Source organism: Aeromonas sp. PI_26, from assembly GCF_027854445.1.
Taxonomy (GTDB): domain Bacteria; phylum Pseudomonadota; class Gammaproteobacteria; order Enterobacterales; family Aeromonadaceae; genus Aeromonas; species Aeromonas veronii.
This window is the reverse complement of record NZ_JAJNOE010000007.1, coordinates 144456-158785: the sequence shown is the minus strand read 5'-3', so window position 1 is coordinate 158785 and position 14330 is coordinate 144456. Positions and strand designations below refer to the sequence as shown.

Sequence of the window (14330 nt, the reverse complement as noted above, 5' to 3'; positions counted from 1 at the left end):
GCCCCACCTTTTCTGCTGAAAACCTAGACAGAGAGCAACAATAATGAAAAAAAATCGCATATCCCTGCTGCTTGCCGGCTTGATGCTGAGCGGCCACCTGTGGGCGGCCGAGGCATACGACATCAACAAATCCTACCCGGGCGGCAGCCAGGTCAATTACAACGGCCAGGTTTTCGAGGCCAAGTGGTGGGTCAACCCGGGTCAGACTCCGGGCATGGCGGCCGCCAATGAGTGGGATACCCCGTGGAAGCTGATTGGCGAGGGGGAAGTGACCCCGCCGGATACCGGCGGCGATGACAAGCCCAATCCGCCGACACCTACCCCGCCGGATGGCAGCACTACCCCTGTCTATATGAGCCAGGCCGAGCTGGATGCCAAAGAGAAGGCGCTGACCGACTTCCCGGCGATGGAAGCGGTCAAGGCCTCCATCGCTACCCGGGACAATCTGGTGGTCGAGGCGGTGCAGCCGGGCCGTGCCGACAACCCGGGCAACGTCAAGCGGGTTGAAAGCCTGCTGAGCGAGGGTCAGTTCAATTACCTCTTCCCGCTGCGCGCCCCCGAGTACACCTATCGCGGTCTGTTGCAGGCGGCGGCCAAGTTCCCGGCCCTGTGCAGCGACTACAGCGACGGCCGCGATGCCGATGCCATCTGCCGCAAGACCCTGGCAACCATGTTCGCCCACTTCGCCCAGGAGACCGGTGGCCATGAAAACTGGCGCCCGGAAGCCGAGTGGCGTCAGGCGCTGGTCTACGTGCGCGAGATGGGATGGAATGAGACCATGCGCGGCGGTTACAACGCCGAGTGCCGTCCCGATGTGTGGCAGGGTCAGCAGTGGCCGTGCGGTACTTTCGACAATGGCGAGTTCAAGAGCTACTTTGGCCGCGGTGCCAAGCAGCTCTCATACAACTACAACTACGGCCCCTTCTCCGAGGCGATGTTCGGTACGGTGCGCATCCTGCTCGACCGTCCCGATCTGGTGGCCGACACCTGGCTGAACCTGGCCAGCGCGGTGTTCTTCTATACCTATCCGCAGCCGCCCAAGCCCTCCATGCTCCATGTCATCGATGGCACCTGGCAGCCGAATGACCATGACAAGCAGAACGGTCTGGTGCCGGGCTTCGGGGTCACCACCCAGATCATCAATGGTGGGGTGGAGTGCGGTGGCCCGGTCGAGCACGCCCAGTCCCAGAACCGCATCAACTACTACCGCGAGTTTGCCAACTACCTCGGGGTGGCGGTGCCATCCGACGAGGTACTGGGTTGCAAGAACATGAAGGTGTTTGACGACAAGGGCGCCGGTGCCCTGCCCATCTACTGGGAGCAGGACTGGAGCTATGTGGCCGAGAACCCCAACGGCGGCAAGAGTTACGCGTGCAAGCTGGTGGGTTACCAGACCCGTTTCAGTGCCTTCAAGGAGGGGGATTACAGCCGCTGCGTTCAGCATTTCTATCCCGAAGTGGTGATCGAGGATAACGGCGGTGGCACCAACCTGCCGCCGGTGGCCAATATCACCGGCCCGGCGCAGGCGGAAGGTGGCAGCAAGGTGACCCTCTCCGGCCAGCACTCCAGCGATCCGGAAGGCAAGCCACTCTCTTATGCCTGGACAATCCCGTCTGGTGCCTCTGCGCCTGCGCTGGATCAGGTCACTCTGGAGTTGACTCTGCCCAAGCCGGCGACCGATGCCAAGCTGGAGATCAAACTGACGGTCACAGATGAAGGTAATCTGAGTCGCAGCACCACCCATAGCCTGCTGGTGAAAGGAGAGGAGGGGGGCGTAATGCCGCCTGACTATCCGGCCTATAAAGAGGGGACTCCCTACAAGGCGGGCGAGCGGGTCAGCAACGGCGGTGCCAGCTACGAGTGCAAACCGCACCCCTACACCGGCTGGTGTGCAGGTGCTGCCTGGGCTTATGAGCCGGGCAAGGGTACGGCCTGGGCCGATGCCTGGATCAAGCTCTGAGCCGTTTCAGGGTTACAAGGCTTGCCGACAAGCCAGCGCACTATTCAGTGCAATGACAATCCGGAGCAATAAAAGATGGGGCCTGCGGGCCCCATTCTTGTTTGGTGGAGTTCAGGTTTGGCCGTGGAAAATCTGGCCCGGACAGGACAGCGCCTCGAAAGGGCTGTGTGATGATGTGTGTTGTTTTTTTATTACATTTTCCGTGAAAGGCTTTCAGCAATTACTTGCCGTAGCGGAAGTAGTATTCACGGGTGGAGGGGGCATAGGCATCTTTCTCTACAACGCCGTTCTTGGTAGTTGCACCGCGCAGGTGGAACAGGACTGCCAGATTCTCAAACATGGTTTACCTCATCGCTCTGTCATTTATGGTTATGGTATGTGACCTGGGTCACGGTTTGATCCTATGGTCATTTGTGAGCCAGATCAACTTTCTGTGTTGTAAATTTACACAAATCATGGAAAGGGTTTTCAAATGCAATGCCCTTTATGGAAAGGCTTTCCCGAGGTGACGGGGGAGAAGCTGATGATCAGCCTGCAAAAGATGCCTGAGAGCGGGGGCGTTGCACGGGGAAAGAGGCTTGCTGCACGGCCTCTCCTGTATAGCTGCTTGAGCCGATTTGTGACATAAAACAGAGAGATAGCACGCGTCTTGCTGGTAAAAACAGCGAACTGCTGCAATTTTGACTAAACGAATCAGTCGTGGTTATTTTAGGGTTGACAGCAAAGCGGGTGATGCCTATCATGCGCCTCCGTTGCCGGAGATAACTTCGTCAGCGCCGAGGTGAGTTGGGGTTATAGCTCAGCTGGGAGAGCGCTTGCATGGCATGCAAGAGGTCCGCGGTTCGATCCCGCGTAGCTCCACCAAATTCTCCTCGAACAATCTGGAATCAAAGGGGTTATAGCTCAGCTGGGAGAGCGCTTGCATGGCATGCAAGAGGTCCGCGGTTCGATCCCGCGTAGCTCCACCAGATTCTTGATTGTGATTGAATACCCAGGGCCGTGTGGTGTGTATCACCCAAGCCGACCTTTGTGGGGTTATAGCTCAGCTGGGAGAGCGCTTGCATGGCATGCAAGAGGTCCGCGGTTCGATCCCGCGTAGCTCCACCATTATTTAGGATGAATGGCCGCCAGAACCATTCATTCAGTACCGAATTTGGGGTTATAGCTCAGCTGGGAGAGCGCTTGCATGGCATGCAAGAGGTCCGCGGTTCGATCCCGCGTAGCTCCACCAAATTCAGAGTGACTGCCTGTCATTCACAAAAATCGGGGTTATAGCTCAGCTGGGAGAGCGCTTGCATGGCATGCAAGAGGTCCGCGGTTCGATCCCGCGTAGCTCCACCAAATTCTTGTTATAAGAAGCAAAAAGGCCACCGCATAGCGGTGGCCTTTTTGTTTTCTCCATCATTTATTTTCTCCATACATCCGCGCCTTTCATTTGTAAATCCAATGACCTGAATGAAAAAGCCCGCGAGAGTCGCGGGCTTTGCTTGCACTATTCAAATTCGCCTGTGGTTAACGGCGACGTCGCCAGGCCAGTGGCAACAGGGCCAGCAGGCCGAGTCCCAGTGCACCACCGCCTGAGGAGGTGTCCGGTTTGGTGGCATCGCTCTCCAGTCTCAGATCGACGATGATGGGGTCATGGTCGGAGGCACTGAAGGGGTTGTCAGACTTGAGCAGGGAGCCGGTGTACTGGCTGCCGTATTCGAACAGGGAGCTTTCGAAGGAGTTGATGTGCCAGTCGGCGACACCTGCCACCTTGCTGGCCAGCGCCGGGTTGGCGAGGGCGTAGTCCAGGGTGCCCAGCTCCCCGTCGTAGCTGTAGGAGATGGCTTTCTCCTTGTTGAATTTGACGTTGAGATCGATCAGGCCGTAGCTGCGAGTCACTTCGCGACCGAGCTGTTCATAGGACTGATCACCGATAAAGGTGTGGGAGGCCGATACGATCTTCCGCTCGCTGGTGGCCGGGTTGTAGTCGGTCAGCACCCGGATCGGATCTTCCTTGGCGTAGGAGTTGAAGTCGCCCACCAGCAGCACCTGGCCCGGCAGTTTGCTGACCGCCTCACCCAGCACCTTGGCGGCAGAGACCCGGAACTCGGTGCACTTGCCCTGCAGGTCGGCCGGTTCTGTCTTGCCATCGCCATTTTCGTAGCAGCCTGACCCCTTGGATTTGAGGTGGTTGACCACCAGCGTCAGCGGCTCCTTGCTCTTGGCGAGGGTGAAGGTCTGAACCAGCGAGTCGCGCTGACCGGCTGTCTTGGCCACACCACCAGTGGTGTAGCGCTGCTCAGGCAGCTTGATGACGCTGGCATCTCCGCTGGGGGTGAGCAGGGCAGGACGGTAGATCATCGCCACCATGATGGCGTCGCCGCCGAAGAACTTGCCATCGGTAAGGGCAGTGACCGGCAGACGCACATAGGCGTAGTGTTTGCTCGCATCCTTCTGCTGTTCGTTGAGGCGGGTCACCAGATTGTGGAGGGCCGAGTTATCTTCGAAGCCGTTGTTCTCCATCTCCATCAGGCCGAGCAGATCGGCATCCATTGCGGTGATGGCATTGACGATCTTGGTGCGCTGCTTCTCGAACTCGGGCTGGCTCTTGGCACCCCGGTTGCAACCTTTGGCGTTGTCGGCATCCGCCTGATCCTTGCACAGGATATTGAGTGCGCCGCCGATGCTGGAGTGGCTGGTGAAGTAGTTGAGCACGTTGAAGCTGCCGATCCGCAGATCGCTGCCAGCGAGGCGAGCCGGTGCGTCTTGACGATCCTCTTCAGGGCTGCGCAGCAGGGCGCCGGCAGTCAGGGTGACATCGCTGGGTACCACCAGACGGAACGCATCCTTGTTGTATACGATGACCCCCTCCAGCCCGGTCAGTTGATCACCGATGCGCAGATATCCCTGATCGGCATCCCAGCTCGGGAACCAGGGCAGTACGCCATCCGGTGCTTTGTAATCAGACTCAACCACCAGACGGTTGCTGCTATTGTGGGTGGCCAGTGCGACAGCGTCCGCACTGTTGGCAACATGAAGTTGGGTCGGTTTGATCAGCGGGGTTTTGTGGGCCAACTCTACGTTGTTGCGATAGACCTTGTAGTCGAAGCCGTAGTTGCGGGTCAGGTGCAGGTCACTGCTGCTGTCGAGCCGTACCCGCATCCCTTCGTGGCGATTGAGGGCTTGCGCCAGCGTCTCCCCTTCATTGACCTGCAGTACGCTGGTCGGCACATTCAGCCCTTGTGCGGTGACTTGCAAGTGGACTTTTTTGGTGGCCTTGTCGACTAACGGGGTCAGCTGGGTGCCGCCGTAAAACTCTTGCACCTGTGCTTCCAGACAGACTTCGCTTCCCGGTTTGACGTCTTTATATTTGGTCGCGAAGTCCTTGTCGTTCAGATAGACAAAGATGCCATCAGAGGTGGCCGGATTGCCATCGCCCACCGGGTCAGTCAGATAGAAACCCTTGGTCAGACTTTGGCCAAGCGTCGTCACGATACCGCGAACATTGAAGGTGCCCGGGCTGATTTTGCCGGTCACCTTGCCGTTATTGTCGGTCACGGTCTGGGTAGCCAGCGCGCTGGCGGAGCCTGTACCCTGAATGGTCGGGATGGGGGTGAGTTGAGCCGGATCGGACGGGCAGACAAATGCCGCATGGGCGCCTGAGGATGCAAGTGCCAGCCCCACGGCCAGCGACAGCAGGGTACGAGTACCTTTCATAGGTGTTCCTTTTTTATTTTTGCCAGTGATTCCATAGCCTTGGCTCGTTGACCAAGGGCGCGCATTGTCACATTTCTGGCATGTCATACCAGTGAGCCAACGCACATTAAATGAATCTGGGAAGGTGCGGGAAAGCGTTTTTATGATCCCAGTAACGATATGATTTTTTTGATAATTCAATCAATTTTAACCCTGAGATCATGACGCTTTCGTGGCAGGGGATAATTCTCTTTGAGAATAAAGATTGAGGGGATCTTGTCGCCTTCCTATACTGGGTTCGTTCCTCACGGAACCCAGGTAAAGGGCAAACCGGCAGTGATGTCGGGGCGCAATGCTTCCGGTCTCGATCGTGGATCCAGATAGCGGGGTTTCCCTGGGTGAGGGGTGGTTTTTGTGGCAGGTCCATTGCCAGTTGTCTGCGCCCATCATGCAGGTTGCGATTGTTCTTTGCCTTGGTGACCAAGCCAAGACAAAACAAGGAAGATAACAATATGCAACAGCTCTTCAGACCCAGCAGGCTTGCCATGCTGGTCGCCCTTGCGGCTGCGCCCGCCTGGGCTCAGGCCGCTTATCCCGCCTATAAATCCGGTACTGCCTACAAGGCTGGCGATATCGTCAGCAACGTCGGTGCCCTCTACGAGTGCAAAGAATTTCCCTATTCAGGCTGGTGCGGGGCATCCCCCTATCACTATGAGCCGGGTGTCGGTGTGGTCTGGGCAGATGCCTGGAAGCCCTATGGTGGCGAGGTGCCTCCTCCTGCGCTCGGCGTAGCCATCAGCTCACCGGCTGCCGGTGCCAGCTTCAACGAAGGAGCCAGCGTGGCGCTGGCGGTGAGCCTGAGCGGCCCGGTAACGGCCTTGGCCCGGGTGGAATATCTTGTCGACGGCACGCTGGTCGCCACGGCCAGCGCCTCGCCCTGGAGTGCCAGCTGGAGCGCCGCCGGAGTGGGGGGCCATACCCTCAAAGCTCGCGCGCTGGATAAAGATGGCAAGGTGCTGAGCGAGGCGGATTCGAGCTTCAATGTCGCCGCCGTGGTCGCGCCAGAGGCGCCCAAGTTGAGCATCAGCAGCCCGGCCAGCGGCGCCAAGGTGACCCTGGGTCGCAGTGTGGCGGTGAGCGGTAACGTCACCGATGCCAACAACGATGTGGCCAAAGTCGAGCTCTATGTCGACGGCAAGAAGGTGGGCGAAGATACCACTGCCCCCTGGCAGGTTAACTGGACACCGGATGCCAAAGGCAGTGCCGCCCTCAAGCTGGTGGCCACTGACAAGACCAATCTGAGCGGCGAGTCGGCGGCGGTGACCGTCAATGTCGAGGAGGCCGCGCTGCCGCCCACCGGTGGCAACCTCTCTTGTGACATTCGCCAGATCTATCGCCCGGATGGCTACGAGTGCATGGGGGATGACCATGCCCGCCGGGTCATCGGCTACTTCACCTCCTGGCGCACCGGCAAGAACGGCCTGCCCGCCTATCTGGTGAGCGATATTCCATGGAACAAGATCACCCACATCAACTACGCCTTCGCGGCGGTGGATGAGCAGAGCCACACCATCAAGGTGGACGATGCAGCCACCAAGATGACCTGGGATGGCGTGCCGGGTGCCGAGATGGATCCTGAATTCGCCTACAAGGGCCACTTCAACCTGCTGTCGAAGTACAAGAAGCAGTATCCGGACGTGAAGACCCTGATCTCGGTCGGCGGCTGGGCCGATACCCGCGGCTTCTACACTGCCACTACCAAGGGTGACTGCTCGGTCAATACTGCCGGTATCAACACCCTGGCTGACTCGGCAGTGAGCTTTATCCGCCAGTACGGCTTTGACGGGGTCGATATCGACTACGAATACCCCACCTCGATGAAGGATGCGGGCAACCCCAACGACTTCCCGCTCTCCAACCAGTGTCGGGCCAAGCTGTTTGCCAATTACGAGGTGCTGATGAAGACCTTGCGGGCGCGGCTCGACAACGCCGGTAACGAAGATGGCCGCAAGTATATGCTGACCATCGCCTCACCGGCCTCGGCCTATCTGCTGCGCGGGATGGAGAACTTCCAGGTCACCCAGTACCTCGACTACGTCAACCTGATGACCTATGACTTCCACGGTGCCTGGAACCACTTTGTCGGTCACAACGCGGCCCTGTTCGACAACAATGCCGACCCCGAGCTCTCCCATTGGGGCGTCTATACCCAGACCCAGTTTGGCGGTATCGGTTACCTCAACGCCGCCTGGTCTGCCCACTATTTCCGCGGTGCGCTGGCGGCTGGCAAGATCAACGTTGGCGTGCCCTATTACACCCGCGGTTGGCAGGAGGTGAGCGGTGGCAGTCATGGGTTGGGTGGCAAGGCAGCCCTGCCGAGCCAGAACGAGTGCCAGCCGGGCACAGGTGGCAGCACTATTCCGTGCGGCAACGGGGCGGTCGGCATCGACAACATCTGGCATGATCTCGACAAGAACGGCAAAGAGATCGGCGGTGGCGCCGTGCCCATGTGGCATGCCAAAAACCTGGAGCATGCAGCCAGCCTCGGCATAACCACGCTGCCGAGTTATGGCACTGCCTGGGGTCTGGATCCCAACAATCCGGCTCACGTGATGCAGGGCAAGTATGTGCGTTACTACGATGAGAAGGCCCACGCGCCCTGGCTGTGGAACGAAGAGAAGAAGGTGTTCCTCTCAACCGAAGATGAAGAGTCCATGGGCCACAAGCTCGACTACATCATCAAGCGCGGTCTGGGTGGCGTGATGTTCTGGGAGATGGCGGGTGACTACGCCTTCGATCCGGCCAAGAACGAGTACGGCATGGGCAGCACCCTGACCACCCTGGCTTACGAGAAGTTTGCCAAGGCAACTCCGTACAACACCAAGCAAAACGATCTGGCCGCGCCGAGTGCCCAGCTCGATATCCAGGTCAGCCTCTCCGGCTTCAAGGAAGGGGACTCCAACTACCCGATCAACCCGAAACTCAAGCTGGTCAACAAGTCGACCCAGACCATTCCGGGCGGCGCGCGCATCGAGTTTCTGGTGCCCACCTCCACCTCTGACACCATCACGGATCAGAGTGGCATGGGGTTGAAAGTGGTGGAGAGCGGTGGCAACGACAACTCGGAAGGTATTGCCAATGAGAAGGATTTCCACAAGGTCGCCATGAACCTGCCGGGTTGGCAGACTCTGGCGCCGGGGGCCGAGATTGAAGTCGCTATGACCTACTACCTGCCCGCAGCTGGCGTGCCGAGCGGTATGCGCATCATCAGCGGCAGCCAGACCATTGGTCTCAAGGCCGAGTTCCCGACCTTGCCGGAGGCCGTGCTGGGCTCGGGTGGCGGCGAGAATCCGGGTACCAGCTGCAGCAGCCAGAACGTCAATCCGACGGCCTACAAGGCCTATCCGAGCTGGCCGCAGGGGGATCATGCCAATGGCGGCGATCGCATTACCCATAACAAGGTAGTGTGGCAAGCAAACTGGTGGACCAGCAGCGAGCCCAAGGCAACCGATGGCAGCTGGAAGTCTGTCTGTAGCTATTGATTTTAAAATCAATGAGATAAGTGAGGCTTCGGCCTCACTTTTTTTGTCTGGTTGGTCGCTCTGGTTGAAAATGCGCCTGCCTTTCCTGGCGGGCAGCCTCTATAATAGAGTCGATTAATAATCAGATGGATATCAGCGTATGGCGAGTATATTGGATTCCGTTGATCAACGAACTCAACTGGTGGGGGAAAACCGCCTCGAGTTGTTGATGTTTCGTCTCGGCACCCGTCAGATGTTCGCCATCAACGTCTTCAAGGTACGGGAAGTGGTCAAGTTGCCCCATCTGAGCAAGATGCCGGGCTCCCATCACAATATCAGCGGGGTGGCCAATATCCGTGGTACCTCGATCCCGGTGATCAACCTGCGCAGCGCCATCGGCATGCGTCCCATGCCCATCGACAGTGAATCCAACCTCATTATCACCGAGTACAACCGCACCATTCAGGGCTTTCTGGTGGGGCAGGTGGCCAATATCGTCAACATGACATGGAAGGATATACTGCCGCCGCCGCGCTCCGCCGGACGCGCCAACTACCTCACTGCCATCACCCGCATTCCCGAAGATGGAGTGGAGCAGATCGTCGAGATTATCGATGTGGAGAAGGTGCTGGCGGAGATCATCACCTATGACATCCGCATCTCCGAAGAGGTGCTGGATCGGGAGATCCTGCCCGAGATGCATGGCCGCAAAGTGCTGATCGTCGATGACTCCAGCACTGCCCGCAATCTGGTACGCGAGACCCTGGGCCAGCTTGGGCTTGAGGTGATCGAGTGTCAGGATGGTTTGCAGGCGCTGACCCTGCTCAAGGGGTGGTGCGATGCTGGCAAGAAGGTGACCGACGAGATCCTGCTGATGATCACCGATGCCGAAATGCCGGAGATGGACGGCTACCGCCTGACCCACGAGGTGCGCAGCGATCCGCGCATGTCTGACCTCTTTATCACCCTCAACACCTCCCTGAGCGGCAACTTCAACGAAGCCATGGTCAAGAAGGTGGGGTGTGACCGCTTTATCTCCAAATTTCAGCCCGACTTGCTGGTCGGCGTGGCCCAGGAGCGGCTGCGCCAGGTGCTGGAAAGCTGAGACGCTGCCTGCCGGTTATGCTAAATCAGTAACAACACATCCCGCTTCGGCGGGATGTGTTGTTATTGGGTATTGGCGATGGATAGGTTGAATCAAGGTGCCACGCAGAGATCGTCGACCGCTCAAAACATCCGATTTTGGCGGGATATTTTGTTATGGGATATTGGTGATAGACGGCGGGCTTATTGGCTGAGCAGCGGCTCCATAAAGCGTGCGACTTTATCGCGGATTTGTGGCTGGGCCGCCGGGGTGGGATGAATGCCATCGTTCATCATAAGTTCAGGGCGCAGCGCAATATCATCCATAAAGAAGGGCAGCAGCGGCAGATCGTTAGCCTGGGCCAACTCGGGAAAGATCTGTTCGAACTGGCGCAGATAGCGGGCACCGTAGTTGCGGGGCAGCTGGATTTGGGTCAACACCACACGGGTCTGCTGCTCCTTGGCGAGCGCGATCATGCTGGCCAGATTCTGGCGGGTAATGGTCGGTGCGAAGCCGCGCAGGCCATCGTTGCCCCCCAGTTCGATCAGCAGCCAGTCCGGCTTGTGCTCCTTCAGCAGAGCGGGCAGACGGGCCAGCGCCCCTTGTGTCGTTTCACCGCTGATGCTGGCATTGAGCAGGGTGTGTTTTCCCCCCTCCTCCTGCCATTTCTGGTTGAGCAGGGCAGGCCAGCTCTGCTCAACCTGCATCTGATAGCCGGCGCTCAGGCTGTCTCCCAGCACCAGCAGGGTCTGGGCCTGAGCCGACGAGAGCAGGCTGCCGAGGCCAACAAACAAGGCAAACAGAATACGCACCATCAATTCAACTCCCGCTATGGATTGTCATCAAGGGATTGGAACAAAGGATACAGAGCATGAGTTCAACCCCCATTATTGTCGTCAAGGGCCTCGGCAAATCGGTTCGCCTCGGCCAGGAAAGCCTCACCATCCTTGAAGGGATCGATCTGCAAGTCAATAGCGGCGAGACGGTGGCCCTGGTCGGCGCCTCAGGCTCCGGCAAGTCCACCCTGCTGGGATTGCTGGCAGGACTCGATCTGCCGAGTCAGGGGGATATAGAAATCCTCGGCAAATCCCTTGGCGAGCTGGATGAAGAGGGGCGGGCCCGATTGCGCGCCGAACAGATCGGTTTTGTGTTCCAGTCGTTTCTGCTGCTCCCGACCATGACTGCGCTGGAGAATGTGATGCTGCCTGCCGAGCTGCGTGGCGAGCGCCACTGCGAGCCGAGGGCCCGCGAGCTGTTGGCCGCGGTCGGGCTTGGCGAGCGGTTGCACCATCTGCCGCCACGGCTCTCTGGCGGCGAGCAGCAGCGAGTGGCCATTGCTCGCGCCTTTATGACCCGTCCCAGCCTGCTGCTGGCAGACGAGCCGACCGGCAACCTCGACAGCAAGACCGGCGAGAAGGTGATCGAGCTGCTGTTTGAACTCAATCGCAAGCACGGCACCACGCTAGTGGTAGTGACCCATGATCATCAGCTGGCCGAGCGTTGCCAGCGGCAACTGGTCATGACGGCGGGTCGGCTGGATCGCGAGGTGGCCCATGATGTGGTGTAACGGGGTGAATTGCGGATCAGGCGGGAGATGCAAGGGATGATGCAGTGGCGATTGGGATGGCGACTGCTTCGCCGGGAAGGTTTCAGCGGCGAGCTGCGCTGGTTTGTGCTGGCGCTGGCCCTGAGCGTGGCGTGCGTCTTGAGTGTGGCGCTGGTGGCGGATCGGCTCGATGCCGGACTCAAGGCGTCGGGCCGCGACTTTATCGGGGCGGATCGGGTGTTGCGCACTGCCGCTGCTCTGCCGGATGGCTGGCTGGCCCGAGCGAAACAGGATGGCTTGGCGGTGCAGACCACCGTCAGCTTCAACAGCATGCTGTTTCACGGTGATGCGTTGCAGCTTGCCTCCATTCGGGCGGTGCCCGATGGTTTCCCCTTCTACGGCAAGCTCACTCTGGAACCTGCCCGTGCCCCTGCTCCCGGCGAGATTTGGCTCTCCGCCCGGGTGATGCAGCTGCTTAAGGCCAAAACGGGGGATGAGCTGGAGGTGGGCAATACGGTGCTCAAGGTGGCAGGCCTGCTTGGTGAGGAGCCGGATCAGGGCTTCAGCCCCTTCCTGCTGGCGCCGCGGGCGCTGATCCACAGTGCCGATATCGAGGCGACCGGTGCCCTGCTACCCGGCAGCCGCCAGCAGTGGCGCTATCTGTTCAAGGGGCCGCGGGAATCGCTGGTCCGTTACGAGCAATGGTTGTTGCCGCAATTGCAGGCCGGACAGAAGTGGATCAAACCGGATGACAGCGAATCCCAAGTGGGCCGCTCGCTGGCCAATGCCGAGCGTTTCTTCCGGCTTGCCTCGCTAAGCGGGGTGTTGCTGGGGGCGTTGGCGATGGGGATTGCGGTGCGCCACTTTGCCGAGCGCCAGACCAATATGGTGGCGCTGCTCAAGACGCTGGGGGCATCCCGTCACTCGCTCTGGCAACTGATGGGAACCTTGCTGCTGTCGCTGACGCTGATCGGTGCGCTGCTGGGTCTGGTAGCGGGCACAGCCATGCAGTGGATCACCTTGCAACTGCTGGGGGACCTGCTGCCGCCGGATCTGCCGCCCCCCTCCTGGCGCCCCTTTGCGCTGGGGGTGGCGGTGGCGCTCTTTATCACCCTGCTGCTCGCTTTTGTGCCCTTCTTGCGTCTGCTGAAGGTGCCGCCGCTGCGGGTATTGCGCCGGGAGCTGGAGGCGGGTATTCCCCCCTGGCTGGCCCTGCCGGTCGGCCTGTTCGGGCTGTTTGCGCTGGTCTGGGGCTTTACCGCCGATGTGCGGCTGGCGCTGGGTCTGGTGGGGGGCATGGGTTTGCTGATGGGGCTGTTGGCCCTGCTGGCAGCCCTGATGTTGCGGCTGGGAGCGAGAGTGAGCGGGCCTCATGCCTTGCGGTTGGCGCTGGCCCACCTGTCGCGCGAGCGCAGTAGCGGCCTATTTCAGCTGGCGGGCTTTGCGCTGGCGCTGATGCTGTTTGGCTTGCTCTGGGCGGCCCGGGTCGATCTGCTGGATGAGTTTTCGGCACGTCTCCCCGTCGATGCGCCCAACCGTTTTCTGGTCAATGTGGCCGAGAACGAGCGGGAGGGGATCCTGAGCGAGCTGGCGGCAGCCGGGGCTACCACCTCCGACTTCTATCCCATGGTGCGTGGCAGGCTGACCCATATCGCCGGTGAGGCGGTGGGCGAGGGGGCCAGCAGTGGCCGCGAAGGGGTCGATCGGGAGCTTAACTTCACCACAACAACAACCCTGCCAATAGACAACAAGTTGGTGGCCGGTAAATGGCTCGCTGGCCCCGGCGAGGTGTCGGTGGATAGTGAGCTGGCCAAGCGGCTCGATATCAAGCTGGGGGACATGCTCGCCTTTACCATCGAGGGGCACAGCTTCGGCGCCAGAGTCACCAGTCTGCGCAGCATCAAGTGGGACAATATGCGGCCCAACTTCTACATGATCTTCTCCGAGGATCTGCTGGCACCCTTCTCCCGTACCTGGCTTGGTAGTTATCGATTGCCCGATGCGGGGCGCACTGCCGAGGTGGAGTTGATCCGCCGTCACCCCACGGTGAGTCTTATCGATGTGGATGACCTGATTGCGCGGCTCACTCAGGTCTCGGAGCAGGTGAGCCGGGCGCTGGCGCTGATGCTGGGGCTGGTGACAGTGGCCGCGCTGCTGGTGCTGATGACCCAGACCCAGGCCAGCATGGCTCAGCGTCGGCGCGAGCTGCTGCTGATGCGCACTCTGGGTGCCAGCAGCGATCTGCTCAGGAAGATGCTGCGCTGGGAGCTGGTGGCCAGTGGTGCGCTGGCGGGGTTCTGTGCCGCCATGGTGGTGGAGCTCTGCTCTTTTGGCCTGCAGTGGTGGTGGTTCGAGGGGCAGTGGCAGTTCCACTGGGCTATCTGGCTCGGCCTGCCGACGCAGGGGGCCTTGTTGGTGACTTTGGCGGGACAGGGGATGCAGCGCCAGCTGCTGGCTGGCACCCTGAGCGATCGGCTGCGGGGTCTGGGTCAGGGGTTGTTGTAATCCCGCCTGCGCGAGCCGATGCACACAAGGTGC

At 59.8% G+C, this 14330-nt stretch carries 7 protein-coding genes, 5 tRNA genes and 1 riboswitch; of the genes, 10 read left to right on the top strand and 2 right to left on the bottom strand.

The window, feature by feature from the left end:
* The first annotated feature begins 43 nt into the window (after positions 1–43).
* The 6 genes from LRL22_RS10155 (at position 44) to LRL22_RS10130 (ending at position 3301) form a co-directional block, all read left to right on the top strand.
* On the top strand, positions 44–1960 hold the full coding sequence (locus tag LRL22_RS10155; RefSeq protein WP_270905322.1) for a glycoside hydrolase family 19 protein: 1917 nt from the start codon (positions 44–46) through the stop codon (positions 1958–1960).
* A 788-nt stretch (positions 1961–2748) separates the two neighbouring features.
* Positions 2749–2824, top strand: a tRNA-Ala gene (locus LRL22_RS10150).
* Positions 2825–2852: 28 nt separating this feature from the next.
* Positions 2853–2928: transfer RNA gene (locus LRL22_RS10145), tRNA-Ala, on the top strand.
* A 63-nt stretch (positions 2929–2991) separates the two neighbouring features.
* Positions 2992–3067, top strand: a tRNA-Ala gene (locus LRL22_RS10140).
* 48 nt (positions 3068–3115) lie between these two features.
* Positions 3116–3191 (top strand) — tRNA-Ala (locus LRL22_RS10135).
* A 34-nt stretch (positions 3192–3225) separates the two neighbouring features.
* Positions 3226–3301, top strand: a tRNA-Ala gene (locus tag LRL22_RS10130).
* A 171-nt stretch (positions 3302–3472) separates the two neighbouring features.
* On the opposite strand, the gene LRL22_RS10125 is transcribed toward LRL22_RS10130, so the two are convergent.
* On the bottom strand, positions 3473–5662 hold the full coding sequence (locus tag LRL22_RS10125; RefSeq protein ID WP_270905321.1) for an ExeM/NucH family extracellular endonuclease: 2190 nt from the start codon (positions 5660–5662) through the stop codon (positions 3473–3475).
* Between the two features lie 293 nt (positions 5663–5955).
* Positions 5956–6038, top strand: a riboswitch (cyclic di-GMP riboswitch).
* Positions 6039–6153: 115 nt separating this feature from the next.
* On the opposite strand from LRL22_RS10125, the gene LRL22_RS10120 reads away from it, so the two are divergent.
* Positions 6154–9183 carry a glycosyl hydrolase family 18 protein gene (locus LRL22_RS10120; RefSeq protein ID WP_425292794.1) on the top strand — a complete coding sequence of 1010 codons (3030 nt, stop codon included), beginning with the start codon at positions 6154–6156 and terminating at the stop codon, positions 9181–9183.
* A gap of 139 nt (positions 9184–9322) precedes the next feature.
* Complete coding sequence (locus LRL22_RS10115) at positions 9323–10267, top strand: chemotaxis protein CheV (RefSeq protein ID WP_005362471.1); 945 nt, start codon at positions 9323–9325, stop codon at positions 10265–10267.
* Between the two features lie 182 nt (positions 10268–10449).
* Here LRL22_RS10115 and LRL22_RS10110 read toward each other — a convergent pair whose 3' ends face one another.
* Positions 10450–11061 carry an arylesterase gene (locus LRL22_RS10110; RefSeq protein ID WP_005335237.1) on the bottom strand — a complete coding sequence of 204 codons (612 nt, stop codon included), beginning with the start codon at positions 11059–11061 and terminating at the stop codon, positions 10450–10452.
* A 56-nt stretch (positions 11062–11117) separates the two neighbouring features.
* Here LRL22_RS10110 and LRL22_RS10105 point away from each other — a divergent pair, with 56 nt between their 5' ends.
* Both LRL22_RS10105 and LRL22_RS10100 read left to right on the top strand, forming a co-directional pair.
* Entirely contained in the window at positions 11118–11813 is a 696-nt protein-coding gene (locus tag LRL22_RS10105; RefSeq protein WP_144714300.1) for an ABC transporter ATP-binding protein, read from the top strand.
* Positions 11814–11849: 36 nt separating this feature from the next.
* The gene (locus tag LRL22_RS10100; RefSeq protein WP_270905343.1) at positions 11850–14297 is read left to right on the top strand and encodes an ABC transporter permease; all 2448 of its coding nucleotides are present in this window, start codon (positions 11850–11852) and stop codon (positions 14295–14297) included.
* Positions 14298–14330: the final 33 nt, after the last annotated feature.